Origin of the sequence: Rhodococcus sp. Leaf247 (assembly GCF_001426185.1) — a bacterium.
GTDB lineage: Bacteria > Actinomycetota > Actinomycetes > Mycobacteriales > Mycobacteriaceae > Rhodococcoides.
In genome coordinates this window covers 104430-130298 of the sequence record NZ_LMRP01000003.1, presented here as the reverse complement: position 1 = coordinate 130298, position 25869 = coordinate 104430, and the positions used below count along the sequence as shown (strand labels likewise).

At 67.1% G+C, this 25869-nt stretch carries 19 protein-coding genes; 4 read left to right on the top strand and 15 right to left on the bottom strand.

Going from position 1 to position 25869, the window contains the following annotated elements; translation table 11 throughout:
- Positions 1-2: 2 nt before the first annotated feature.
- The 11 genes from ASG64_RS15880 to ASG64_RS15830 all read right to left on the bottom strand — a co-directional run bounded on the left by ASG64_RS15880 (position 3) and on the right by ASG64_RS15830 (position 16897).
- The gene (locus tag ASG64_RS15880) at positions 3-1109 is read right to left on the bottom strand and encodes a zinc-binding dehydrogenase (protein ID WP_056074559.1); all 1107 of its coding nucleotides are present in this window, start codon (positions 1107-1109) and stop codon (positions 3-5) included.
- Positions 1110-1118: 9 nt separating this feature from the next.
- A complete protein-coding gene (locus tag ASG64_RS15875; RefSeq protein ID WP_231568546.1) occupies positions 1119-3860 on the bottom strand; it encodes an MGH1-like glycoside hydrolase domain-containing protein in 2742 nt (913 codons plus the stop codon).
- On the bottom strand, positions 3857-4606 hold the full coding sequence (locus ASG64_RS15870; RefSeq protein WP_056074557.1) for a hypothetical protein: 750 nt from the start codon (positions 4604-4606) through the stop codon (positions 3857-3859). Before ASG64_RS15870 ends, ASG64_RS15875 begins: the two co-directional genes overlap by 4 nt.
- A gap of 108 nt (positions 4607-4714) precedes the next feature.
- Positions 4715-5503, bottom strand: a complete 789-nt coding sequence (locus tag ASG64_RS15865) for an IclR family transcriptional regulator (protein ID WP_056074555.1) — start codon at positions 5501-5503, stop codon at positions 4715-4717.
- A gap of 24 nt (positions 5504-5527) precedes the next feature.
- Positions 5528-7411, bottom strand: coding sequence for a DUF294 nucleotidyltransferase-like domain-containing protein (locus tag ASG64_RS15860; protein WP_056074553.1), 1884 nt, complete (start codon positions 7409-7411; stop codon positions 5528-5530).
- On the bottom strand, positions 7389-8906 hold the full coding sequence (locus ASG64_RS15855; protein ID WP_056074550.1) for a GMC family oxidoreductase: 1518 nt from the start codon (positions 8904-8906) through the stop codon (positions 7389-7391). The genes ASG64_RS15860 and ASG64_RS15855 overlap by 23 nt, the downstream gene beginning before the upstream one ends.
- A complete protein-coding gene (locus ASG64_RS15850) occupies positions 8903-10462 on the bottom strand; it encodes an APC family permease (protein ID WP_056074548.1) in 1560 nt (519 codons plus the stop codon). Before ASG64_RS15850 ends, ASG64_RS15855 begins: the two co-directional genes overlap by 4 nt.
- 78 nt (positions 10463-10540) lie before the next feature.
- Positions 10541-12034 (bottom strand): aldehyde dehydrogenase family protein, encoded by a 1494-nt coding sequence (locus tag ASG64_RS15845; protein ID WP_156388460.1) that lies wholly within the window; start codon positions 12032-12034, stop codon positions 10541-10543.
- 65 nt (positions 12035-12099) lie between these two features.
- On the bottom strand, positions 12100-13248 hold the full coding sequence (locus ASG64_RS15840) for an aromatic ring-hydroxylating oxygenase subunit alpha (RefSeq protein WP_056074547.1): 1149 nt from the start codon (positions 13246-13248) through the stop codon (positions 12100-12102).
- The gene (gene solA, locus ASG64_RS15835; RefSeq protein ID WP_042572585.1) at positions 13245-14417 is read right to left on the bottom strand and encodes an N-methyl-L-tryptophan oxidase; all 1173 of its coding nucleotides are present in this window, start codon (positions 14415-14417) and stop codon (positions 13245-13247) included. Before solA ends, ASG64_RS15840 begins: the two co-directional genes overlap by 4 nt.
- Positions 14414-16897, bottom strand: coding sequence for a GcvT family protein (locus ASG64_RS15830; RefSeq protein ID WP_056074545.1), 2484 nt, complete (start codon positions 16895-16897; stop codon positions 14414-14416). Before ASG64_RS15830 ends, solA begins: the two co-directional genes overlap by 4 nt.
- 223 nt (positions 16898-17120) lie before the next feature.
- Here ASG64_RS15830 and ASG64_RS15825 point away from each other — a divergent pair, with 223 nt between their 5' ends.
- The 3 genes from ASG64_RS15825 to ASG64_RS15815 all read left to right on the top strand — a co-directional run bounded on the left by ASG64_RS15825 (position 17121) and on the right by ASG64_RS15815 (position 19815).
- Positions 17121-17450 (top strand): bifunctional 3-phenylpropionate/cinnamic acid dioxygenase ferredoxin subunit, encoded by a 330-nt coding sequence (locus ASG64_RS15825; protein WP_042572708.1) that lies wholly within the window; start codon positions 17121-17123, stop codon positions 17448-17450.
- Positions 17447-18613: an NAD(P)/FAD-dependent oxidoreductase gene (locus tag ASG64_RS15820; protein ID WP_056074543.1), complete on the top strand. Its 1167-nt coding sequence runs from the start codon at positions 17447-17449 to the stop codon at positions 18611-18613. Before ASG64_RS15825 ends, ASG64_RS15820 begins: the two co-directional genes overlap by 4 nt.
- Before the next feature lie 116 nt (positions 18614-18729).
- Entirely contained in the window at positions 18730-19815 is a 1086-nt protein-coding gene (locus ASG64_RS15815; RefSeq protein WP_056074542.1) for a fused (3R)-hydroxyacyl-ACP dehydratase subunits HadA/HadB, read from the top strand.
- Positions 19816-19826: 11 nt separating this feature from the next.
- Here the strand turns inward: ASG64_RS15815 and ASG64_RS15810 are convergent, their stop codons facing one another.
- The 4 genes from ASG64_RS15810 to ASG64_RS15795 form a co-directional block, all read right to left on the bottom strand.
- Complete coding sequence (locus ASG64_RS15810) at positions 19827-21137, bottom strand: M16 family metallopeptidase (RefSeq protein WP_042572581.1); 1311 nt, start codon at positions 21135-21137, stop codon at positions 19827-19829.
- Positions 21138-21186: 49 nt separating this feature from the next.
- Positions 21187-23463, bottom strand: coding sequence for a polyribonucleotide nucleotidyltransferase (locus ASG64_RS15805; RefSeq protein WP_056074540.1), 2277 nt, complete (start codon positions 23461-23463; stop codon positions 21187-21189).
- Positions 23464-23787: 324 nt separating this feature from the next.
- Positions 23788-24057, bottom strand: coding sequence for a 30S ribosomal protein S15 (gene rpsO, locus ASG64_RS15800; protein ID WP_042572579.1), 270 nt, complete (start codon positions 24055-24057; stop codon positions 23788-23790).
- 104 nt (positions 24058-24161) lie between these two features.
- Positions 24162-25130, bottom strand: a complete 969-nt coding sequence (locus ASG64_RS15795) for a bifunctional riboflavin kinase/FAD synthetase (protein WP_042572578.1) — start codon at positions 25128-25130, stop codon at positions 24162-24164.
- Positions 25131-25200: 70 nt separating this feature from the next.
- Here ASG64_RS15795 and ASG64_RS15790 point away from each other — a divergent pair, with 70 nt between their 5' ends.
- Positions 25201-25869: a metal-dependent transcriptional regulator gene (locus tag ASG64_RS15790; RefSeq protein ID WP_056074537.1), complete on the top strand. Its 669-nt coding sequence runs from the start codon at positions 25201-25203 to the stop codon at positions 25867-25869.

Sequence of the window (25869 nt, the reverse complement as noted above, 5' to 3'; positions counted from 1 at the left end):
GCCTAGTGGTCGAACTCGATGACCTGACGTATCGCCTTGCCGTCGGCCAACTCGTCCATGCCCTCGTTGATGTCATCGAGAGTGATACGCGAGGACACGAGCTTCTCCACCGGGAATCGACCTTCGCGCCACATCTGCTCGTAGGTCGGGATGTCGCGCTCGGGAACGGCCGACCCCAGGTAACTTCCGATGATGGTTCGCGCCTCGGCGACGAGCGTCAGTGGCGAGATCGACGCGCGGGCGTCGGGTGACGGGAGCCCGACGGTGACGGTGGTGCCACCGGGCGCCGTCGCTGCCAGCGCCGTCTCGAACGCGCGCGCGTTGCCCGCCGCTTCCACCACGATCTGCGCCTTCACACCGGACTCGAGCAGTTCCTGCGGTGTGTAGACCGCCGTGGCCCCCAGATCACGCGCCATGTCGAGCTTGTCGGGCATGGAGTCGACGCCGATCACGTCGCCGAGCCCCAACGACGCCGCGGTCAGGATCGCTGCCATACCGACGCCGCCCAGCCCGACCACCATGATCGTGTCCCCGCTCGTCGGGGACGCGGCGTTCAGCACGGCGCCTCCGCCGGTGAGAACCGCGCATCCCAGCACGGCAGCGACCGCGGGGGGAACATCGGCGCCCACCGGGACGACGGATCGACGATCGACCACCGTGTGCGTCGCGAACCCCGAGACCCCGAGGTGGTGCTTGACCTCGGTGCCGTCCCGCCGCAGTCGGACGTCGCCGTTCAGCAGGGTGCCGGCGTTGTTCGCCGCGCTGCCCGGTACGCACGGTGTGCGCCCGTCGGACAGGCATCCGGCGCACTCCCCGCAGCGCGGCAGGAACGTCATGACGACGCGCGTGCCGATCTCCAGATCGACTCCGGCGCCGACTTCCTCGACGATGCCGGCGGCCTCGTGCCCCAACAGCATCGGTACGGGCCGTACCCGGTTCCCGTCGACGACGGACAGGTCCGAGTGGCACAACCCGGCAGCTTCGATCCGCACGAGGATCTCTCCCTCGCCCGGCGGGTCGAGGTCCAGTTCGGACACGGTCAGAGGACGGGATTCGGCGAACGGACGCTGACGACCGATCTCCTCGAGGACGGCACCGCGAATCTTCATACCGTCACGTTAACCCGGCGGCGTCGGCGGCCTCGGCACTCTGGGATTGAGAAGATGCGCTACCAGCGCCGTCCACCCGGTCTGGTGACTGGCGCCGAGTCCCTCACCGGTGTCCCCGTCGAAGTATTCGCTGAACGTCGGATGCTGCGACCACAACGGATCGTCGGTCGATTCGATACGGCCACCGTCCGACGGTCGACCGGGTGATGTGCCCGTCCCGGCGCGGAACAGGTCGGCCAGTCCGCCCTCGATGATCGCGGCGGCCTCGACCAGCGTGTGCTGCTTCCCGGAGCCGGTGGGAATCTCGATGGTGAACGTGTCGCCGAAGTACCGGCCGTAGGCCCGAAGTTTGTCGGCGAGCAGCACGTTCACCGGGAACCACACCGGCCCACGCCAATTGGAGTTTCCGCCGAACATCGAGGTTCGGGACTCCCCGGGTTCGTACTCGATGGACAACGATCGTCCGTCGACGTCCATGCTCACGCCGTCGCGGTACGACGCGGACAAGGAGCGGATACCGAACGAGGACAGGAACTCCTCCGAGTCGAACATGCGCTCGAGGATGCGGCGCAGTCTGTCCGGGTCGACGAGGGCCAGCAGCATGCGCCAGGTCCCGTTGTCGTTGCGGGACATCATCGGTGAGACCAGGTCGGGGCGGCGGTGCTGCAGCCAACGCAGCCGGGACGTCAGGTCCGGACATTCCTTCGGCACCCACGACGGGATCTCCGTGGCACCCAGGATCGGCAGCAGTCCCACCATCGACCGCACGCGCAGCGGCACCGCGTCACCGTGGGGCGGAGCGAGCACGTCGTAGAAGAAGCCGTCCTCCTCGTGCCACAGCGACATCTGCGCGGAGCCGAACGATCCCACGGCCTCGGCGATGGAGAGGAAGTGTGCGAAGAACTTGGTGGCGACGTCGTCCCACGCGGAGTCGTAGCGGGCAAGCTCGATCGCGATCTTGAACATCTGCTGGCAGTAGAAGGCCATCCAGCTGGTGGCGTCCGACTGTTCCAACCGGAACCCGGGCGGCAAGGGTTCGGAACGGTTGAACATTCCGATGTTGTCCATTCCGAGGAATCCACCCTCGAAGATGTTGGAACCCCCGGCATCCTTGCGGTTGACCCACCACGAGAAGTTCAGCAGCAGTTTGGTGAAGACTCGTACCAGGAACTCGCGATCACGGTGCCCGTCGATGCGGTACACCTGCCACACCGCCCATGCATGCACGGGTGGGTTGACGTCACCGAACTCCCACTCGTACGCCGGCAGTTGGCCGTTGGGATGCATCGCCCACTCACGACACATCAGGACCAACTGCTCCTTGGCGAAGTCCGGGTCGACGTGCGCGAGGGGAATGGTGTGGAACGCCAGGTCCCACGCGGCGAACCACGGGTACTCCCATTCGTCCGGCATCGAGACGACATCCGCGAGCGAGAAATGTGACCATGCATGGTTACGCGCCGATGCGTCCAGTCGCGATCCCGGCGCCGGCGCTCCCACCGGGTCTCCCTGCGCCCACTCCCGAACGTCGTACCGGTAGAGCTGTTTACACCACAGCAGGCCGGCGTAGGCCCGTCGCGCGACATGCCGGTCCTCGTCGGACAGGTCGGGGCCGATCACGTGGTCGTAGAACTGGTCGGCCTCCTGCGCACGGTCGGCGAGCACCGCGTCGTACCCGGGTCCGAAGGTGAACGAGTCGGGAAGGGTCGTGCCCAGTCGCAGCTTGATCCGCCGCGTCTCACCCGGCTCGATGTCGTCGAGGGAATACCAGAAGGCGCACTTGGTGCCGGTGCCGTCGGGATTGACGGCCGACTCGTCGCCGTCGACGATGCGTCGACCGATGCCGTCCTTGGTGTACTCCGACAGGTTCTTCTCGGCGCCGAACAGATCGACCGCATTGGTCTCGTTGTCGCAGAACAGAACTCGTGGCGTACCCTCCGCCGCGAGGTGGTACCGGCCGAGGAAACCGTGGTCGGCACGGACGGCCGCCAGGTGCCCGGGGATGCTGTCCTGCGTGATGTCGACGATCGACGCCGTCCGGTCGTCGCGACCCCAAGACCATGTGTTGCGCAGCCAGAGGTGCGGTACGACGTCCACCGACGCCGCGTCCGGCCCGTGGTTGGTGACGTCGATGACGATGCAGACGTCCTCCGGTGACGCCTTGGCGTAGGTGATGGAGACGTCGAAGAACCGGTTCTCGTCCAGGATGCCGGTGTCGGCCAGTTCGAATTCCCGCTCCAGACGACTGCGGGCGAGGCTTCGTTCCCGCAGTTCGTCGTACGGGTACTCGGCCTGCGGGTAGCGGTAGAGCCACGACATCCAGCTGTGGGTAGGTGTCCCGTCGACGGCCCACCAGTACTCCTTGGCGTCCTCGCCGTGGTTGCCCTCACCGTTGGTGAGTCCGAACAGCCGTTCCTTGAGTATCGGGTCGCGACGGTTCCACAGCGCCACCGAGAAGTTCAGGAACCCGAACCGGTCGCAGATTCCGCCGAGTCCGTCCTCACCCCAGCGGTAGGCACGCGACCGGGCGTGATCGAAGGGGAACGACTCCCAGGCGTTGCCGTCCTCGGAGTAGTCCTCCCGCACGGTCCCCCACTGTCGACCCGCGAGGTACGGCCCCCAGATGCGCCACGCACCCTGGGCTCCGGGCGACTCCGCCAATCGGGAGTGCTCCACCGTCGGATGACGAGGTGGATCGGTCGGCGACGTTGCGACGTCTGGTGCGTTGAACGGTGGAGCGGCGTCGGTCACCGCAACAGTGTGCCCCCACCGGTGCCGTCGTGCATCGCGCCGACCGTGGAGCCGGTGACGAGACCGGCGACGAGGGAGACGAATCCCGCGATCGTGGACGCCGGACGCGACATGTCGTATCCGGTTCCCGGCGCGAGGCCCACGCGCATCCCGAGGTCGGTGGCAGCGAGCATCAGCTCCTCCTGCGTGACCGTCACACGACCGGACGTTCCAGGCCCGATCACGACGAGAGCGGGACGCCAGCTGTCGAGGGCGGTGGGGCTGCCTCCTTCGGTCATTCCGCGGTCCCATGCGGGCGACTCCCACCAGACGCCGTCATCCGTAGCGGACGGTACGGGTGTGTCCTCGAACATGACCGATGCTGCGGGCACCGCGCCGGCTGCCGCGACGAGAGCATTCCTCGCGACGAGAGGAAGATCACCGTCGACGGCGAACAGTGGGTGCCCGGACGCGAGGACGCCGATCATAGAGATGACCGAGTCGACGCTTCCGTCCGAGACCACGGCCAACGGAGCCCGACCGGTGCGATCCCCTGCGTGTGCTCGAGCGAGGGCAGCGCCGCGGTTGTGCACGGCGACGACGAGTTCTCCGTACGTGATGGAGTCGGACCCGGAGACGAAGGCCGCGGATGCCGGAGCGACACGGGCGATGCGGTCGACGGCATCCACGACGGACGCCCGGGAGAGCGCGACACCGCGCGACGCGGGCCGGACATCGGCGATTTCGAAGGGAGTTGGAGCGGACATACAGGGCACCACCCACTGCCGAACCGGTCGGCCATCAGGTCAAGGACTCCGAAAGCGTACCGGGAGTATGTTCAGGCCCGGTTCACCCGCCGCGAACCTTGTTATCACTCACGAGGACTGTGAGCCCGCGTACCCCAATCGACGGCTGATATCCATCGCCGCGGTCATGGCATCCGCTGCCACCGCGGCGAAATCCTCCGGCTCCAGTCGATAGGCCGGACCGGACACGCTGAGCGCGGCGACCACTGTTCCGGTGTGGTCCCGAACAGGGGCGGACACGGCGTTGAGCCCCACCTCGAGTTCCTCGCGCACCGACGCCCATCCGACCTCGCGAACGGCCGCCAGCTCCGCTTCGAGGGCCGACAACGACGTCACCGTCGTGTCCGTGAACGACTCCAGTCGTGTCGGGAGGCGATCGCGACGATCGTCCGCCGCCAGCTCGCTCAGCAAAATCTTGCCGCTCGACGTGGCGTGGACAGGGCTTCCCTGACCGACCCAGGTCCGCAGTGCCACTTCGGACTCGGATCTCGCCTTCACGATGTTCACCGCGCGATCACCGTCGAGAACGGCAAGGTTGGTCGTCTCCCCGACCTTCTCGGCGAGGCGGTCACAGATGTCCTGCGACGCCTTCGACAGGTCTCTCTCCGCGGTGGCAGATCCCGCAAGGCGCACGATCGAGAACCCGAGTCGGAACTTGCCCCGCTCGCCGACCTGCTCGACGTACCCACGGGCGTCGAGGACGCCGACCAGGCGGGACACGGTGGACTTGTGCACCCCGAGTTCGTCGGCGATGGCCGTGACACCGGCGCTTCCGTGACGGGCGATGATCTCGAGAACCTCGAGCGCTCGATCCACCGACTGGACGGCACTCTTACCGGGATCGCTCGTCTTCGCCATGATGGTGTCCGATTCTATCGTCTGTCACAGACCGGGCAGTCCGACGGTGGCCGCCACGTGTCCTACGCGCCGCTGCACTGCCGCGATCTCTCGGATCGCGTCCATCACCAGGCTGCGTTCGAGCGGCGTCAGCTCCTGGAGCACCACCACGTCCGTCGGTGTCCGTCCGTCGACGATCATGGAGACCTGGTGGTCGAGGCGAAGATGCTGGAGGCGGTCGAACACGTCCGTCAGCCCCGACACGTCGCGCTCCGACAGCAGGCCGTTGCCCGCCGCGGCGCGAAGCCGCGCGGGCGTCGACGCGCAGGCGACTCCGACGCTCAACCCTCCCCACCGCGCGAGGTTCACGATCGCCGACACGGCATGCGACTTGAGATCCACCGTGGTGCCCCGCCGAGCGAGCACGTCCTTCAGGGATCGGACCCGTGCGCGGGTTCCCAGCGCGTCGCGCAGTTGGAGGCGGAGCGCGTCCGGGTAGTCGGCCGCCATCGTCGAATAGGCGTCGGGCACCGTGTGCAGCCCGGGGTCGCCCCAGACGACGCGTCCGTCGACCATCAACGACGACATGACGATGCCGCGGTCACCGAGTGGGTCGTCGAGCCACCCCCGCGCCGCGGTGCGCCACTCGCGGGCGGAGCGGGAGAACCGGGGGCTGGCCGCGACGGCGTTGTTCGTGTCGGCCGGGAGTCCGCACGCATCGAGGGTGCGGTGCACGGCACGGGCGACGTCGCGCAGCGCGCCGGCGTCACTGTTCGATGTATCCGCCCACGACAGTGCGCTGTCGACATCGGACGACGGCATCGCCTCGCGCCGCCCCACACTTCCGAGGGACAGCCATGCGACGTCTCTCCCGGTGATCGGGACGGGTGACCCGGTGATGGCGAGCTCGACCGCACGTCGGACCACCGCGTCGACGACGACGGACAGGATGCCGGTCGCGGCGCTCGCGGTCGTTCCGGTCGTCCACAGGTCCACGATCAACGCGCGGATGCCTGCACTGGCCTCGATCAGGGCCGCCTCGGTCTCCGCCGCATCGAGGTCCCGACGCAACGAGAAGCTTCTCGCGGTCGAGTTGGCCAGGAGATCCGCGCTCTCGAGAACGCCGATCAACGTGCCCCTGGTATCGATCACCAGCATGTGGTGCAGACCGAGTTCCAGCATCTCGAGCAGCACACCCGTCGGGGTTCGATCGGCGTGCACCGAGCGTGCGGGCGAGCTGATCACGAGGTCGATCGACGCGTCCACGGACACCCCGACCGCGACGACCCGGGTCCGCAGGTCCCGGTCGGTGAAGATGCCGAACCGTCCACGCGGCAGCGGGACGACGACACACGAGGACGACTGCTCCGTCATGACGCAGACGGCATCCCGGATCGACGTTCCCGGTTCCACCGTGACGGGAGGTCTGCGGACGAGCGCTCCCACGGTCCCTCCCGCTCCGTCCGGAACGGGCGAGACGATCGACCGACCGCCGAAGGATGCGGCGATGGTGCGGGCGAGGAAGGCGACACCTGCGGGCCGGCCGAAGAACGGACGAGCGGCCGGTCCGGCGACTCTGATCACCGTGGAGTCGCGCGATGCTTTCGCCCAGAACGTGGTCCGCGCACCGACGAGCATCGCCGAGAACCCGAAGAGGCCGCCCGGCTCGATCGTCTCGAGCGGCGCGGCCCCGTCGACGTCGTCCGGATGCAGCAGGTCGACCTCGCCGGACTGCACCACCCAGACCGCGTCGATGTCGTCCACGGAGCTACCCACTACGGTCTCGCCCGCTCGGTAGGTGCTCACCGCGGAATCCTCGGCCAGCTGTTCGAGCTCGCTCGCGGTCAGCGCGTCGAACGGCGGGTGGGCGGCGAGGAAGTCCGCCGTACGTCGGATGTCGGCCCGGTCAGCCCCTGACGAGATCGGCACACCGTTCCGCCATCGTCATGACCGTGATGTTGGGGTTCACGGCGGGCAACTTGGGCATTGCCGACGCGTCGACCACGCGCAGGTTGTGGACGCCTCGCACCCGCAGTTCGGGGTCCAGCACAGCCATGGGGTCGGTGGATGCACCCATCTTGGCCGTCCCCGCCGGGTGATAGACGGTGTTGTGCGTCTTGTGGACGTAGTCGAGCAGATCGTCGTCGGTGACGGCGTCCGGGCCCGGTGCGAGCTCGCGGGCGATCCACTCCTTCAGCTGCGGCTGTTCGGCGATGCGCCGGGCGAGCTTGAGCCCGGCGAGCATGACGCGGTCGTCGTGGCCCTCGGAGTCGGTGAAATACCGCGGGTCGACCTTCGCACGGTCCCGGAAGTCCCGTGAGCGGAGTCGAACTGTTCCCCGCGAACGGCCTTGTGTCACATTGGGAGTGAGACAGAAGCCGTTGTCGGTGGTCGGGTAGCCCCAGCGCAGAGTGTTCATGTCGAACGGGACGCTGCCGTAATGCATCATCACGTCCGGATACGTCAGATCCTCCTCGGTGGTGGCGAACACTCCGATTTCCCACCATTGCGACGACGACGTGACCATCGGCCGGGAAGCCTCCCAGAACACCAGTCCCTCGACGTGGTCGTCGAGGTTCGCGCCGACTCCCGGAGAGTCGACGCGGACGGTGATCCCCATTTCGCGGAGATGTACGGACGGGCCGATCCCGGACAGCATCAACAGTTTCGGTGTGTCGATCGCGCCGGCGGTGACGATGACTTCGCGGCGGGCGGAGACCACGTCGTGGCCCGTCAGGTCGGGACGCTGGTACCGCACACCGGTCGCCGTGAGGGAATCGTCGATGACGATCTCGCTGACCCAGCACCCCGTACGCACCTCGAGGTTGGGGCGCTTGTCCATGATGGGGTGCAGGTAGGCGTGCGAGGTCGACATACGCAAGCCGTCGTCGGAGGAATTGATCTGGAACCACCCGGCGCCGTTGAGCACCGTCTCACCGCGGTTGAACTGCACGGTGGGCAGTCCCACATCGGCAGCCGACTCGAGGAGAGCCGCACCGCAGGGATCCAGCGGAGGCACATCGCGCAGGGTCACCGGTCCCGTGACGCGGGAGACGTACGGCGTGATGGCCGCCGCATTCCATCCCGTGGCCCCCATCGCTTCCCAGTCGTCGAGGATGCCGGCCGGCGGATGGAACGCGATGCACGAATTGTGAGAGGAGCAGCCGCCCAACACCTTCGCTCGTGCATGACGCATGAAACTGTTGCCGCGCTCCTGAGGCTCGACCGGGTAGTCCCAGTCGTAGCCGGAGTCGAGGAGGTGCATCCATCGGTCGAGGACGAGGATGTCGTCGTTGCCGACGTCAGTCGGTCCCGCCTCGACGAGGCACACCGTGACCGACGGGTCCTCGCTCAGCCGAGCCGCCAGCACGCACCCTGCGGTGCCGCCTCCTGCGATCACGTAGTCGAACACGGTGTCCGTCATACTTCGTCACCTTTCGAGGTCGCCGCGTGGGACTTCAACGTACCGATATGGGACCGGCCGACGGTGAAGTACCACAAATACCCGAGGCCCAGAATGACTCCGATGTAGACGAAGGCACCCCACGTGTTGAACCACGGTGTGCCGTAGACGGATTCGCGTGGCCAGGCCAGGTTCAGTGCCATCGCGGCGCCCCAGACCACGGCGAAGATGTTCACCGGCAGGCCCCATCGGCCCATCGTGAAGTAGCCACCCTCCTTCAGATCCTTCGGTGGCCACTCTCCGCGGAGGCGCTTCTTCAGCAGCGGACCGGTGACCATCAGGTAGGCGAGATAGATCATGATGATCGCGATCGAGGTCAACACCGTGAAGATCTTGGGCTGAGCGATGTTGATGACCAGGATCAGGATGGACAGCAGACCGATCACGACCGCGGGAACGACCGGCGTCTGGTACTTGGGGTGCACGGTGGCCAGCCGCTCACCGAACGGTAGGGCATTGTCGCGTGCCATCGCGAACGTCAGGCGGATCGCCGCGGTGTGGACGGCCAGCGAGCACACGGTGACGGCGATGACGATGCAGATCAGGAAGACATTGCCCAGAGGTCCCCACATCACCTGTTCGACGATGCCCTGCAGGCTGCCCTCCGGAGTTCCCAGAGCGGGATCGTTCAGATCCGGCGCCGCCATGATCGCGAACACCAGGATCGCCCCGCCGATGACGAAGGACGCGAGGATGGCGCGAAGAATCGCCTTCGGCGCGGTGCGGCGAGGCTCGACGGTCTCCTCGCCCAACGAACTGGCCGTGTCGAATCCGTACATCACGTATCCCGACGCGAGCGACGCGACGAGGAACGCGCCCAGATATCCGCCGCTTTCCCCCGCGCCGTATCCGTTGGTGGAGAAGAAGACGTCGGGTCCGCGAGTGATGTTGGCAGCCAGGATGATCGCGATCAGGACGGCAGCGATGAGCTCGATGAACACGCCCGTGCTGTTGATCGCCGCCATCAGTCGCACGCCGGCCGCGTTGACCACCGTCGTGAACAGGATCATGATCGCGCCGAGCACGACGGCGTTGGCGGCGTAGTCGTACTGGCCGGTGCCGTCCCCGATGATCTGGAACCCGGGCCACAGCCTGGGCAGGTTGATCTGCAGAGCCAGCACCACCGCGGACAGCGTGACGATCGACGCCGTCAACATCAGCCATCCCGACGTCCACCCGACGATGCGACTGCCGAGCAGTTTCGCCCAGTTGTAGACCGACCCGGCCACCGGGTACTTCGCGGCGAGCTCCATGAAGCACAGCGCCACGGCCATCTGGCCGACGAACACGATGGGCCACGACCACAGATAGGCGGGTCCGGCCGTGCCGAACCCGAAGTAGAACAGCTGGAACGTGCCGGTCAGGATCGAGATGTAGCTGACGCCCGCGGCGAAGCTGGCGAACTTGCCCAGACTCCTGTCGAGCGATTCCTTGTACCCGAAGTCGTCGAGACCGCCGTCGCCCGGCGACGCGCCACCGGGTACGGGGGATCCGGACGGAGTAGTCGATGACACCATGTCGCCTCGCTCGTGTGAGAAGTGAATGAACGTCCGATTCCGGCCGGCCTCCGGCCTACCCGCTTGCCGAATTCCGGCCTACCCGCCGGCGCCGAACCAGTCCGCTCGCGGCGACGCGGTGTTGTTCCAGATGTGCTTGGTCTCCTGGTACTCGTGCAACCCCGCGGGTCCCAACTCGCGGCCGTTACCCGACTTCTTGTAACCACCCCACTCGGCGGCGGCGGTGTAGTACCCGAAGTCGTTGAGCCACACGGTTCCGTGGCGCAGCCCGCGCACCATGCGCTCGCCGCGCTCGGGATCGTTGGTGCGAACGCCCGCCGCGAGTCCGTACGCGGTGTCGTTCCCCAGCCGGAGCGCCTCGGCCTCGGTGTCGAAGCGCTCGACCGTCAGTATGGGCCCGAACGTCTCGAGCTGCACGATATCCATCTCGCGTGAGCAGTGGTCGAACACGGTGGGGAGGAAGTAACTTCCGTCCGCGAGCGCAGGATCGGACGGGGCTCGTCCACCCGTGCGCAGCTGGGCACCCTCGGCGAGGGCGGTCTCGACGAACTTCTCCATCTTCTCGCGTTGTGTGGTCGAGACCAGAGGTCCCGTCTCGCTGGCGGGATCGATGCCCGGGCCCATCCTGATGGCCTCGGCCCGTCGCACGATCTCGTCGACGAATCGATCCGCCACCGAGCTCTCGACGATCAACCTCGTTCCCGCCGAACACACCTGACCGGAATGCAGGAACACACCGGTGAGCACCTGGTCGACGGATGCGTCGAAGCTCGCCTCGTCGGCTGCGTCGGCGAACACGATGTGGGGGTTCTTGCCGCCGAGTTCCACGGCGACCTTCGTGACGTGGGGTGCGGCGCTCGCCAGGATGGCGCTGCCGGTGGCAAGTCCGCCGGTGAAGGAGACGAAGTCGACATCGGGGTTGTCGGTCAGCGACGAGCCGATGGTGGCGCCGCTCCCCTGCACCAGATTGACGACGCCTGCCGGCACGCCCGCCTCCTCCAGCAGATGCGCGAAGGCGATGGTACTGAGCGGGGTGACCTCACTGGGCTTGAGCACCATCGTGCAGCCCGCCGCGAGAGCGGGAGCAATCTTCCAGGAGATCTGCAACAGGGGGTAGTTCCACGGCGCGATCATCACGCAGACACCGATGGGCTCGTGCACGACGCGCGAGATGACGGCGGGGTTGCCGACGTCGACGAGTCGATCGCTCGACACGGCGGCCAGCTGGGCGTAGTACCGGAAGACCGACGTGACGTCGTCGATGTCTATCCGGCTCTCCGCGAGGGTCTTTCCGGTGTCGAGGGTTTCGATGAGCGAGAGTCGCTCCTTGTCCCGCTGCAGGAGATCAGCGACCCGCTCGAGCAGCGCGCAGCGATCGGCCATCGGCGTCGCCGGCCAGTCGCCGACGTCGAACGCGGACCGAGCAGCCGCGACCGCAGCGCGCGCGTCGTCCGGCGATGCTTCGTCGACGGCGACCAGAACGCTGCCGGTGGCGGGGTCGACGAGGTCCCGTGTCTCACCCGACGTGGCGGAGACCCACTCACCCCCGATGAGGAGTACGCGGTCGAACAGTGTGGCATCGAAGTCGGTGTCGTGCTCGTTCTCCAGGTTCACTGCCCCACCCTCTCACCGATCGGTCACCCCTGCAGTCGTGCGACGAGCCAGTCGTGGAAGAGGCCGATGTGATGCTCGGCAGGAACCAGCACGCCCCCGTCACGGTAGGCCCGTGAGCTCATCGCCGGTTGAGTTCGCTCACATGCGTCGAAATCCTGCAGATTGACGCGATGGAACAGCTCGACCGATCGACTCACGTCCCTGCCCGACGCGACGACGTCCCCGGTGTAGAGCCAGTCGCACTCGACGATGGTCCGGTCCGCCGAGACCGGGAACATCCGGTGCAGGATGACGTGGTCGGGCACGAGGTTGACGAAGACGGTGGGCTTGACGGTGATGGCGTAGTACCGACGGTCCTGATCTTCGGTCAGCGTGGGCAGCGCGTCGAACCCCGGGGACCCGTCCACCGTGAATCCCTCCACGTCGGCGCCGAACTCGGCGCCGTGTCCGACGAAGTACTGGGCGGCGAGCCCGTCCGCGAACTCGGGCAGGACCTCCGTCAGTTCGGGGTGGATGGTGGCGCAGTGATAGCACTCCATGAAATTCTCGACGATGAGCTTCCAGTTGGCCGCCACGTCGTAAGTCTCGCGTCGTCCCAGTTCCAGCGACGCGATGTCGTATCGGTCGATCGCCTCCGCCTCGCCCAGCCGCTCGGTAACCGCACCGATGACGTCCTCCTCGAAGGACGGCGGATCGTCGGAGACGCACAACCACGCGTATCCCGCCCATTCACGCAGGGCGACGGGTGTCAGGCCCCATTCCGTGCGGTTCAACGGAGCACCCTGTGCGTCGGACAGCGACGACAGGTTCGGTGCGGCAACGAGTTTGCCGTCGAGCCCATAGGTCCACGCGTGGTACGGGCACCGCAGGTTCCTGGTCACCGTTCCCGACTCTTCGGTGCAGATCTGCGCGCCGCGGTGCCGGCACACGTTCAGGAACGCGCGCAGCTGCCCGTCCCGCCCGCGGACCACGAGGACGCTCTCCCGTCCGACGTCGACGCGTCGGAAAGCGCCGGGAGTGGGAAGGTCGGCACTGCGCACGGCGCAGAACCACATCGCCTCGAAGACGTGCTCCTGCTCCGCCGCGAAGATGTCCGCGCTCGTGTACCAGGAACCGGGCAGGGTCCGGATCAGCGATCCTGTTCCGGCAGTTCCGGTGTCGAGCGTCGTCATGTGGTCACCATTCTCTGAGTGTCCAGGCCCGAAGAGTCGAGGCGCCGAGGGTCGAAGAGTGCGATGGGATGATCGGTGGAACCGGTCGTCGCGAGGTCCGCCAGGATCTCCCCGACCACGGGTACGAACTTGAACCCGTGGCCCGAAAAACCGCACGCCACGGTCACATTCGTGGCTTCGGGATGACGCGCGATCACGAAGTGTTCGTCCGGAGTGTTGGAGTACATGCATGTGGCCGAGTGGATATGGGGCCCGTCGAGACCGGGGACCGTCTGCAGGACCCGCGCCTGCATGTCCTCGATCTCGTGCGGATACACGGTCCGGTCGATGGTGTCCGGAGTGCATTCGATTCCCTTGCGGAAGAACGCCACCTTCACACCGCCGTCGGGACCGTCGATGGCGGGGAACCCGTAGTCCTGCATGCCGTCGGTCGCCTCGTGGATGAAGATCGGATTCTTCTCGTACGCGGCGGTTCCCGCGGAGGGACCGAACCAGTGCAGGAGCTGCCGTTCCACGACGATGGGGACGGAGAACTGCTCGAGCAGGCCGGGCGCCCAGGCGCCGGGGCAGATGACGACCTGCCCCGCGGTGTAGGTCCCCTTGTCGGTGACGACGGTGACGCCTCCCCCGGACTCCTCCCAGGACAGCACCGTCTCCCCGAACCGCAGCGTGGCCCCACGGTTCTCCGCCAGATCGAGGTGAGCCTGCACGGTCAGCTCGGGCCGGGCGAATCCCGCGGCGGCCTCGTACAGCGCCACCTCGTCGGAGTTCGGATCGAAGGTGGGGAATGCATCGCGCACCTGCTGGGCGTCGAGAATTTCGTGCGGCAGCGACCACTGGCGTGAGGCGAGCAGCGACCCGGCGAACGTGACGGACGTTTCCCGCCCGATGAACAGTCCCCCGGTCACCCGGTAGACCTCACGGGCCGACTCCTGCTTCAACTGCTCCCACAACTCGTAGGACCGCAGCAGCAACGGGACGTAGGCCGGGTTCTCGAAGTACGACTGGCGGATGATGCGCGACCCACCGTGGCTCGAGCCCTTGTCGTGCGCGGGTGTGAACTTCTCGAGGCCCAGGACGCGTTGCCCACGGTCGGCGAGGTGGAAGGCGGCGGCGCTGCCCATGCCGCCGAGGCCGATGACGATGACGTCGTAACTCACGGTGCTCATCTCCTGATCAGGTGGCCGGCGGGGTCGACGACGGCGTCCTCGGCGACCACCGCGTCGTACTGTCTGTCGAAATAGGACACCGTCACCGCGGCGCCCGGCTCGGCGCCGATCGGCAGCCACGCGTAGGCGATGCACCGACCGATCGTCGCCGACCATCCCGCGCTGGTGACGTATCCCACCACCGAGTCGCCGATCGAGACCGGTTCCTTGCCCAGGACCACGGAGTCGGCGTCGTCGAACACCAGGGTGCGGAGTCGCTGCGTGGCCTCGCGCGTCGCGAGCGCCGCCTTGCCTACGAAGTCCTTCGACGACTTCACGGCGAACTCCACGCCCGCCTCGATCGGAGTGTGCTCCGAGGTCATGTCGTGGCCCCAGGCCCGGTAGCCCTTCTCGAGCCGCAGGCTGTCGAATGCCAGACGGCCGGCCGCGATCACGCCGTGCGGTGTCCCGCAGTCCCACAACAGGTCCCACAGCGCGCCGCCGTACTCGGCGTCGGTGTAGATCTCCCACCCCAACTCGCCGACGTACGACACGCGGAGCATCGTCACCGGGACGGCGCCCAGGTACGTCTGCACCGCGCGGAAGTACCCGAATGCCGTGTGCGAGAGATCGGCGTCGGCAACGGGTGCCACCATGTCGCGCGCCCGCGGTCCCCAGACGCCGATGCAACACGTCGCTCCGGTGACGTCGCGGACGGTGACGGCGCCGTCCGTCTCCCGTGCCCGACGCGTCAACCAGTCGAGATCGAGAGGTCCGTTCGCGCCGACCCGGTAGTGGTCGGGAGCCAGCCGGGCCACGGTCAGATCGCTGCGCACGCCGCCGTTGTCGTCGAGCACCAGCGTGTACGTCACCCGGCCGACGGTCGTGTCGACGTTGTTCGTGGTCACGTCCTGCAGGAACTGCGCGGCTCCGGGGCCCTCGACGTCGTAGCGGGTCAGCGGTGTCATGTCGAACATCGCGACCCTGGATCTGGTGACGACGGCTTCGGCGACCGCGATGTCCGAGAAGTGACGCGCCGACCACTCGTCACGGGCAGGGATGTGCATGCCCCGAGCCACGAGGTCGTCGAGTTCGGATCTGTTGCTCTCGTACCAGGCGGGCCGCTCCCAGGCCCCGCCCTGCACGAATTCGGCTCCCAGGGCCACCTCTGCCGCGTGGAACGGGCTGCGGCGCAGACCGCGCAGAGCCGATCGCTGCTGACGGGGGTGGATCACGTCGTACACCTCGACGAAAGCCTGCGCGCTGGTCGTGGCGATGAACGCGGGACTGCGCTCGGCGGCTTCGAAGCGGTACAGGTCGGACTCGTGCAGGTCGACCTCGGAGCTGCCGTCGATCATGGTCTGCGCCACCGCTCGTGCGATGCCGGCCGAATGCGTGACCCACACGGCCTCGGCGACCCAGAACCCGGCCAGGTCCCGGTGTTCGCCGACGATGGACTGCCCGTCGGGTGTGAAGGAGAAGATGCCGTTGAAGCCCGACTCCACCTTCGAGTCCCCCAGGGCGGGCAGCAGGCCGGTCGATTCCAGCCACGCGGGCGCGAAGTCGTCCTCGGTGAACGGGAGCATCGACGGCATGGGTGGCGGCAGGACGGACGAGGAATCGCCGTCGTCGGCCCAGGAGAGGGTGCTCATGTCCGCCGGCATCGGGTCGTGTCCGTAGTACCCGATGCCGATGCGGTCACCGTGCTCGCGGTAGTAGAGGTCGCCGTCCTGGTGCCGAAGGATCGGCAGGCTCGCATCGGAGTCGCCGTGGTTGCGTCCCACCAGCGCGTCGATCCGGCCCGTGTACGCGTACTGGTGCGCCATGGGGACCAGGGGAACGGTCAGTCCGACCGTGCGGCCCAGTTCGGCTCCCCAGAAGCCGGCAGCGGACACGACGATGTCGGCGGCGATGTCGCCGTGGGGTGTTCGCACTCCCGTGACGCGCCCGCCGGCGGTGAGGATCTCGGTGACCGGGCTGTGTCCTCGGAACACCGCGCCACGCGCGGTGGCCGCCGTGGCCTGGGCGGCGGCTGCCCTGACTGCGCGTGCCAGTCCGTCGGTGGGAGTGTGGAAGGCACCGAGTACACGGTCACGGTCGAGAAGTGGGTGCAACTCCGCTGCGGTCGCCGAGTCGACGAGGTGTCCGTCGATGCCCCACGATCGAGCCCAGCCCGCTTTGCGCTGCAGGTCCGCCCAGCGCGCCGGCGTGGTGGCCACCTCGAGTCCGCCGAGCGTGTCGAAGCACGGTTCGCCCTCGTGCGTGAGTCGTCGGAACTTGTCGGCGGTGTAGGAGGCGAAGTGCGCCATCGAGCGGGACGGATTGGTCTGGAAGACCAGCCCGGGTGCGTGCGAGGTCGAGCCGCCCGTGGAGAACAGCGGACCCTGGTCGAGGACCGTGACGTTGCACCATCCGCGCATCGTCAGTTCGTCCGCCAGCGAGGTCCCGACGATTCCCGCGCCGATCACGACGACGTGGGGTGTGACGGTGCGTGGTGCCACGAGTGTCCTCCGAGTGCTGATCCTTGTAGTTGCGATGGACGCAACGCATGCTGGATTACGCAACAGACGATCGGCCTTCGCGACTCCTCTGTCAACCCGGCACGCTGTGGTCCGACACACCGACTCAGCGATTGACGTGTGGACTCTCCTGGTGCAAGGTGTTGCGCAGTTCGATGATTGTTGCGCCGACCGCAACTCGTCGATCGACATCAGGGAGGCCTTCATGCCGGACACCGTTCATCGCGTCGCCGTCTGTTCCACGTCGGCGCTCCCGCCGGGCGAGGTGGTCACCGTGACACCGCCGGGCCACACCCCCATCTCGGTCTTCCACACGGACGACGGCATCTTCGCCATCGACGACACCTGCACCCATCAGGACGCGTCGCTCGCCGACGGCTGGGTCGAGAACTGCGCCGTCGAGTGCCCTCTGCACGAAGCATGCTTCGACCTGCGCACCGGCGTTCCGTCCGGCGCGCCCGCGAAGACGCCGGTGCGGACCTACGCGGTGCACGTGGACGACGGCTCGATCGTGCTCGACCTTCCCTCCTCGTGACGGCAACCCGGTCCGTCCTCGTCGTCGGCGCGTCCCTCGCCGGAGCCACCGTGGCGACGGAGTTACGCGAGCGGGGCTTCTCCGGCAGCATCACCGTGGTCGGCGACGAACCTCATCGGCCCTACGATCGGCCTCCGCTGTCCAAGGCCTTCCTGAAGGATTCGACCGCCGACCCGTGGTTGACGCCCGACGCCGACACGTCCGACATCGAGTGGATTCTCGGCACCGCGGCGGTGGACATCAGCGGACGCACGGTGACGTTGTCCGACGGTCGCGAACTGTCGGCCGATGTCGCGGTGATCGCGACGGGCGCGAGAGCGCGGACACTGCTCGGCGCGGCCGAACTCCGCGGTGTCCACACGTTGCGAACCCTCGACGACGCGACGGCCCTGCGTGAGTCGATGGCCACGGCGCGGACGATGGTGGTGATCGGTGCCGGCTTCATCGGAGCCGAGGTGGCATCCACCGCAGCATCCCTCGGGATCACGGTCACGATCGTGGAAGCATCGACCCAGCCACTGTCCGGTCCCCTGGGACTGAACATGGCGGCGATCTGCGTCGACCTCCACCGTGCGAACGGCGTGACCGTGCTACTGGGTGCCGCCGTGGATTCCCTGCAGGGGCACGGCGGCGCCGTGTCGTCCGTCCTCCTGGGCGACGGCACCGAACTGCAGGCCGACGTCGTCGTGATCGGAATCGGCGCTGTTCCCAACACCGAGTGGGCGGCGGCGTCCGGTCTGGCGATCGACGGCGGGTTCGTCACCGATGCGCAGTGCCGCACCACCGTGCCCGGCGTCTACGCGATCGGTGACTGTGCCCGCACGTTCGACGACGTGCTCCAGGATCACCACCGCAGCGAGCACTGGTCGCACGCCGTCGCCCAGGCCCGTCATGTCGCCGGATCCATCGTCGGCGAACCACCGCCGGAGGGAGCGACCCTCCCGTACTTCTGGTCGGATCAGTACGGTGCGCGCATCCAGTTCGCGGGACGTCGTCAGGCCACCGACGACGTGCGGGTGGTCGAGGGCAGCCCCGACGACGGCTCGTTCGTCGCGGTATACGAGCGAGCCGACCGTGTCGTCGCGGTCCTGGCGATGAACAATGCGCGATCGTTCACTCGCCGACGGAAGGCGTTGGCGGCCTCGATGACGACCGACGCATAGCAATCCGTTTCCCGGTTTCGGTGGTCGTTACCAAACCTGGAGTCGTTTCACTGTGACTCACCCGAAGTCGACGGTCGTTCCGTCATCGGACGCCACAGCAGCGATAGGTTGCGATCATGACTGCTGAGACTCTCGCATCCGACGCCGTCGCCACCGACGCGGCGTTCGACCCGTCCCAGCACGCCCTCGACATGGTGGGTTACCACTACCGCATGGACGACTACTACGAGGTCGGCCGCGAGAAGGTCCGCGAGTACGCCAAGGCCGTCCGCGACTTCCATCCGGTGCACTGGACCGAGGAGGGCGCTCGGGAGCACGGATACGACGCGCTGATGGCTCCCCCGACGTTCTTCTCGTTGGTCGGAATCATCGCGCAGCAGAAGCTGCTCGAGCGCATCGCGACCGGGTACGACCTGAGCCGCATGCTGCAGACCGACCAGCACGCCGAGTACTACGCACCGGTCCTGGCCGGTGACCGTCTGGTGTGCGACGTGTCCCTCGACTCGTTCCGCAAGGTCGTGGGGCGCGACATGATGGTCACCAAGACCGTCATCACCAACCAGCGCAACGAACTCGCGCAGATCACGTACACGACTCTGCTCATCGGGCGCGCCGACGACGGCGACAACTCGATCGCCGACGTCGCCCGCGGCATGGTCATGAACGGCATGTTCACCTTTCCGGCGGCCTCGAGCGATCCGGAGGGGGTCAACCCCAGTGGCGACGACCTCGAGACCGTGTTCGACCCGCCCGTTCTGGTCCCGAATCGCGGCCACGCACGACAGCGTTTCGAGAACGTGTCCGTCGGAGACGCGCTTCCGACCCGGACGATCGACCTGTCCCGAGGCGACCTGATCAACTACGCAGGTGTGGTCGGCGACAACAACCCCGTCCACTGGAGCGACCACTTCGCGTCTCTCCTGGATCTCGACACCGTCGTCGCCCACGGCATGCTCACGATGGGTCTGGGTACCGGATTCGTCTCCGCGTGGCTGGGAGACCCCGGCGCACTCAAGGAGTGCACGGTCCGCTTCACCAGCCCCGTGATGGTGCCGCCGATCGAGCACGCCACCATCGTCGTGAACGGCGTCGTCAAGTCCATGGACGCCGACGCCCGCACCGCCGAGGTGTCGATCGACGCTCGCTACAACGGCAAGCGCATCCTCGGCCACAAGGCCAAGGCGATCGTCTACCTCGCCTGAGTGCGGGCGGGTCAGCCCGCGACGGCTCCCCGCACGGACGCGGGAAGCGACGACACCTTCTTGAACGGCCCGACCACCGACGCGGCCATGGGGCGCGCCAGCAACACTCGTGCCACCTCACGGACCTCGTCGTTGGTCACCTGGTCGATCCGTGCCAGCGTCTCCTCGACGGAACGATGGTCACCGTAGTTCAATTCGCTGCGACCGATGCGCGTCATCCGCGATCCTGAATCTTCCAGTCCCAGTACGAGTCCACCGCGCATCGAGCCCTTCGCCCGCGCGCATTCGGCGTCGGTGATCCCGTCCGCCGCGACGGAGGCGAGGACGTCGCGGATCACAGCGGCGACCTCTCCGAGGTTCTCCGGCTGACAACCCGCGTACACCGAGAACGCCCCGGTGTCGGAGAACGTGTCGACCGACGAGTACACGGAGTAGGCGAGTCCGCGCTCCTCCCGGATCTCCTGGAACAGCCGTGAACTCAGTCCACCGCCGATGGCCGTGTTGAGCACCGACAACGCCCACCGATGACCCTCGTGGCGTCCGAACGCGCGCACCCCCAGGCACAGATGCGCCTGCTCGCTGTCGCGTGTGGTCAGACTCAGCGCGGGTCTGGTCGTGATGCGCCCGGTTCCCCCGCGGCGCGGTGCCGGCTCGGCGTCTCCCGCAATCCGGTCGGCGAAGCTGCGTCGAACGCCCGCGACCACGTCGTCGTGATCGATGTTGCCCGCTACTGCCACGACCATGCGCGGCGGCGTGTATCGCCGAGTGTGGAAGGAGTGCAACTGGTTCCGCGTCATCGCTTCGATGGACTCCACCGAGCCGATGACCGGACGACCGATCGGATGGTCACCGAAGAGCGCCGTCAGGAACGCATCGCCGAGAAGATCCTCGGGATCGTCGTCGCGCATCGAGATCTCCTCGAGCACCACCTGACGTTCGACGTCGACGTCCTCGGTCCTGCACCGTCCGCGCAGCACGACGTCGGCCACCAGATCGAGACCCAGATGGAGGTCCTCGTCGAGGACATGGGCGTAGAAGCAGGTGTGCTCCTTCGAGGTGAAGGCGTTGAGTTCACCGCCGACACCGTCCATCACCTGGGCGATGTCGAGGGCCGTGCGAGTGGGAGTCGCCTTGAACAGGAGATGCTCGAGGAAGTGGGCGGCACCGGCGACGGACCGACCCTCGTCGCGCGATCCGACGGCGACCCACACTCCGACGGAGGCCGACCGCACCCCCGGTACGAACTCGGTGACCACACGGACGCCGCCCGGAAGGACCGTGCGGCGAACGCCTGACGTGCTCGGAACGCGCGAGCGGCGCAGCCGAGAGCCCGTGAGCTCGGTCGACTGCGCCGCGGCGTTCGAATACTTCTTACTCAGCGCTGACCTCTGCCGATGTGTCGGCCTGGTCGTCGGCCGGCGCAGCGGCTGCTGCGTCGTCCTCGACCGGGACGAGGCTGATCTTGCCGCGGTTGTCGATGTCGGCGATCTCCACGCGGAGCTTCGATCCGACGCTGACGACGTCCTCGACCTTGTTGATGCGCTTGCCGCTGCCCAGCTTGGAGATGTGGACCAGGCCGTCGCGACCGGGGAGCAGCGAGACGAACGCGCCGAATGCCGTGGTCTTGACGACGGTTCCGAGGAACCGCTCGCCGACCTTGGGCAGCTGCGGGTTCGCGATGGCGTTGATCATGTCGATCGCGGCCTGTGCGGACGGGCCGTCCGCAGCACCGACGTAGACGGTGCCGTCATCTTCGATCGAGATGTTGGCGCCGGTCTGCTCGGTGATCGAGTTGATCATCTTGCCCTTGGGCCCGATGACCTCGCCGATCTTGTCGACGGGCACCTTGATCGCGGTGACGCGAGGTGCGTAGGGGCTCATCTCGTCCGGCTCGTCGATGGCCTCGGCCATGACGTCGAGGATGGTGACACGAGCGTCCTTGGCCTGCGACAATGCGCCGGCGAGCACCTGGGAGGGGATGCCGTCGAGCTTGGTGTCGAGCTGCAGGGCGGTGACGAACTCACGGGTTCCGGCGACCTTGAAGTCCATGTCGCCGAACGCGTCCTCCGCACCGAGGATGTCGGTGAGGGCGACGTACCGGGTCTCACCGTCGACCTGGTCGGAGACCAGACCCATGGCGATACCGGCGACGGGGGCCTTCAGCGGCACACCGGCGTTGAGCAGTCCGAGGGTGGATGCACAGACCGAACCCATGGACGTCGAGCCGTTGGAGCTGAGCGCCTCCGAGACCTGACGGATGGCGTACGGGAACTCTTCCTGGCTGGGGAGCACGGGGAGCAGGGCGCGCTCCGCGAGGGCTCCGTGGCCGATCTCGCGACGCTTCGGCGACCCGACGCGACCGGTCTCACCGGTGGAGTACGGCGGGAAGTTGTAGTGATGCATGTAGCGCTTGCTGGTCTCGGGTCCGAGCGAGTCGATCTGCTGGGCCATCTTGACCATGTCGAGGGTGGTGACGCCCAGGATCTGGGTCTCTCCACGCTCGAACAACGCGCTGCCGTGCGCGCGGGGAATGACGGCGACCTCGGCGGAGAGCTCACGGATGTCCGTGATGCCGCGGCCGTCGATGCGGAACTGGTCGCGCAGGATGCGCTGACGCACGAGCTTCTTGGTCAGTGCGCGGAATGCCGCACCGATCTCCTTCTCGCGGCCGGCGAACGAATCGCCGACAGTGGTCAGGACCTGGTCCTTGACCTCGTCCAGCTTGCTCTCACGCTCGGTCTTGCCGGCGACGGTGAGTGCCTCGTTGAGCGGGATCTGCGCAGCACCCTCGACAGCGTCGAACACGTCGGACTGGTACGCGGGGAACAGCGGGAAGTCACCGGTCGGCTTCGCAGCGGAGGCGGCGAGCGCCTTCTGTGCCTCGCAGAGCGACGCGATGAACGGTTTCGCAGCTTCGAGACCCTCGGCGACGATCGCCTCGGTCGGAGCCTGGGCGCCACCCTCGATGAGCGAGATGACCTTCTCGGTGGCTTCCGCTTCGACCATCATGATCGCGACGTCGGCGTCGGCTCCCGAACCGGAGACGACACGGCCGGCGACGACCATATTGAACACGGCCAGCTCGAGCTGCTCGTTGGTGGGGAATGCGACCCACTGCTTGTCGATCAGTGCCACGCGGACACCGCCGATGGGACCGGAGAACGGCAGTCCGGCGAGCTGGGTGGACGCGGACGCGGCGTTGATGGCCACGACGTCGTACAGATCCTTGGGATCGAGGCTCATCACCGTGATGACGACCTGGATCTCGTTGCGCAGGCCGTCGACGAACGTCGGACGCAGCGGCCGGTCGATCAGGCGGCAGGTGAGGATGGCGTCGGTGCTGGGACGGCCTTCACGACGGAAGAACGATCCGGGGATGCGACCGGCGGCGTACATCCGCTCTTCGACGTCCACCGTGAGGGGGAAGAAGTCGAAGTGGTCCTTGGGATGCTTCGAAGCGCTGGTGGCCGAGAGAAGCATGGTCTCGTCGTCGAGGTAGGCGACGACGGCTCCGGCCGACTGCTTGGCCAACCGGCCGGTCTCGAAACGGATGGTGCGCGTTCCGTACGACCCGTTGTCGATGACGGCGGTGGTTTCGAACACGCCCTCGTCGACCTCGGTGGCTGCTGCTGTGGTGTTGTCAGACATGTAAGTGTTTTCGTCCTCTCGTCTTCGCCGTGCCCACCCGGGCGCGCAGCGAACCCGGTGGCTCGCGTGCGGCGTCCCCGACTTCCCGTGCGAGCGGAGGCGGCCCACGATCGAAGTCCCGCGGCGCACGCATTTCCCTGCGCCGTAGGACCACTACCGAAGACCGACACCGCGACGTGTCGGAGACGAACGGCTGTCGTGCTGTCTAGCTGGTGTACTCGATCACGAGTACAGGTGAAAGCGTACCGGGCCACGCCGAACGGCCGACGAGGAACAGCTCGAAGCTGCCTCGCCGGCACGTCCGGGTGAACTCGATGGTGGGAATTATCGACGCAGTCCCAAACGCTCGATGAGCGAGCGGTAACGCGCGACGTCGATCTTCTGCACGTACTTGAGCAGACGACGACGACGTCCCACGAGCAGCAGGAGGCCGCGGCGGGAGTGGTGATCGTGCTTGTGCACCTTGAGGTGCTCGGTGAGATCCTGGATGCGCTTGGTGAGCATGGCCACCTGCGCCTCGGGCGAACCCGTGTCGGTCTCGTGCACGCCGTACTCGCCGAGGATCTGCTTCTTCTGTTCGGTGGTCAATGCCACAGTGATGCTCCTGATGCGTTGCCGTCCGCGCGTGAATGGTGCCGAACCCTCACGGGTGCGGTGTTGCAGCCGCCGCGGACCGCAGCGAACAACAGTCGATGAGTCTAACAGTCCGGAGCGGTGAGGATTTCCCTGGCGCGATCGACGTCGCGGCCCATCTGTTCGATCAGCTCGTCGACCGAGGCGAACGCTTCCATGCCGCGCAGCCTCTCGACGAAGTCGACGGCCACGTGCTGTCCGTACAGATCGGCGTCGCCGTCGAGCACGAACGCCTCGACCGTGCGGGTACGCCCGGAGAACGTGGGGTTGGTGCCGACTGATACCGCTGCCTGGCAGCGTCTTCCGGGCGAGACGGTACCCATCACGGGGCCGGGGCCCAGAACGGTGAACCACGACGCGTAGACGCCGTCCGCCGGGATCGCTGCGTGCATGGGGGGTTTGACGTTGGCGGTCGGGTATCCGATGGTCCGGCCGCGGCCGTCGCCGTGCACCACCACGCCCTCGACGCGGTGCGGCCGCCCGAGTGCGTCGGCCGCGGCCGCGACGTCACCTGCGTCGACGCACGAGCGAATGTAGGTGGAGGAGAACGTGACCGCGTGTTCCGCGAGGAGCGTGACTCCGTCGACGGCGAAGCCGAAACGCTGACCGGCTGCCCTCAGCAGCGGGACGTTGCCGGCGGCCTTCTTGCCGAACGTGAAGTTCTCGCCCACGACCACTTCGGCCGCGTGCAGGCGTTCGACGAGGATGTCGTAGATGTACCGATCGGGAGTGAGCTTCATGAACTCCGGCGTGAACGGCATGACGCAGAAGACGTCGATCCCCAGCTCCTCGGCCAGTTCGGCACGTCGGGTGAGCGTGGTCAGCTGCGCCGGATGGCTACCGGGGCGCACGACCTCCATCGGGTGCGGGTCGAACGTCATGAGCACGCTGGGCACCCCGCGCGCCGCCGCCGACTTCACGGCTCGATCGATCAATTGCGCATGTCCGCGGTGCACTCCGTCGAACACGCCGATCGTCAGGACGCACCTGCCCCAGTCGGCAGGAACGTCGTCGAGACCTCGCCATCTCTCCACGCAGCCGAGCCTACGGGCCACGCATCGACCGGTCACGTCCGGCGCATCGGTTCGCCGCTAAGCTGTCCCCGTGACATCCCCTGCCCTCACCACCGTCGCGCAGGACTACCTCAAGGTCATCTGGACCGCGAGCGAATACTCGGACGAGCCGGTGAGCACCAAGATGCTCGCATCGAAGATGTGCGTTTCACCGTCGACCGTGTCCGAGGCCATCCGCAAGCTCGCCGACCAGGGTCTGGTGGACCACGCGCGCTACGGCGCGATCACGCTGACCGAGGCCGGCCGCCGAGCGGCGGTCTCCATGGTCCGTCGGCACCGGCTGATCGAGACGTGGCTCGTCGAGGAGATGGGGTACGGCTGGGACGAGGTGCACGACGAGGCCGAGGTGCTCGAGCACGCGGTGTCCGACCTGCTGGTCGGGCGGATCGACGCGAAACTGGGACACCCGTCCCGCGATCCGCACGGTGATCCGATTCCGACGGTGGACGGCACCATTCCCGCTCCCCCGGCGATGCCGCTCAGCGACTTCGTCGCCGGCCAGAAGGGGCACGTCACCCGGATCTCGGATTCGGACCCGGACATGCTGCGCTACTTCGACTCCATCGGCATCACGCTCGACCTGTCCATCACGATGGTCGAACGTCGGGACTTCGCCGGCACCGTCGCCGTCGAGGCAGCGGGAACCGTCCTCGACTTGGGACATGTTGCCGCCGAAGCCATCTGGATGACGACGGACTGA

Bases quoted from the DNA above. Each gene is read 5' to 3' on its own strand.
- ASG64_RS15880 (WP_056074559.1), bottom strand. From the start codon at position 1,109: ATGAAGATTCGCGGTGCCGTCCTCGAGGAGATCGGTCGTCAGCGTCCG.
- ASG64_RS15870 (WP_056074557.1), bottom strand. From the start codon at position 4,606: ATGTCCGCTCCAACTCCCTTCGAAATCGCCGATGTCCGGCCCGCGTCG.
- ASG64_RS15865 (WP_056074555.1), bottom strand. From the start codon at position 5,503: ATGGCGAAGACGAGCGATCCCGGTAAGAGTGCCGTCCAGTCGGTGGAT.
- ASG64_RS15855 (WP_056074550.1), bottom strand. From the start codon at position 8,906: ATGACGGACACCGTGTTCGACTACGTGATCGCAGGAGGCGGCACCGCA.
- ASG64_RS15850 (WP_056074548.1), bottom strand. From the start codon at position 10,462: ATGGTGTCATCGACTACTCCGTCCGGATCCCCCGTACCCGGTGGCGCG.
- ASG64_RS15840 (WP_056074547.1), bottom strand. From the start codon at position 13,248: ATGACGACGCTCGACACCGGAACTGCCGGAACAGGATCGCTGATCCGG.
- solA (WP_042572585.1), bottom strand. From the start codon at position 14,417: ATGAGCACCGTGAGTTACGACGTCATCGTCATCGGCCTCGGCGGCATG.
- ASG64_RS15825 (WP_042572708.1), top strand. From the start codon at position 17,121: ATGCCGGACACCGTTCATCGCGTCGCCGTCTGTTCCACGTCGGCGCTC.
- ASG64_RS15815 (WP_056074542.1), top strand. From the start codon at position 18,730: ATGACTGCTGAGACTCTCGCATCCGACGCCGTCGCCACCGACGCGGCG.
- ASG64_RS15805 (WP_056074540.1), bottom strand. From the start codon at position 23,463: ATGTCTGACAACACCACAGCAGCAGCCACCGAGGTCGACGAGGGCGTG.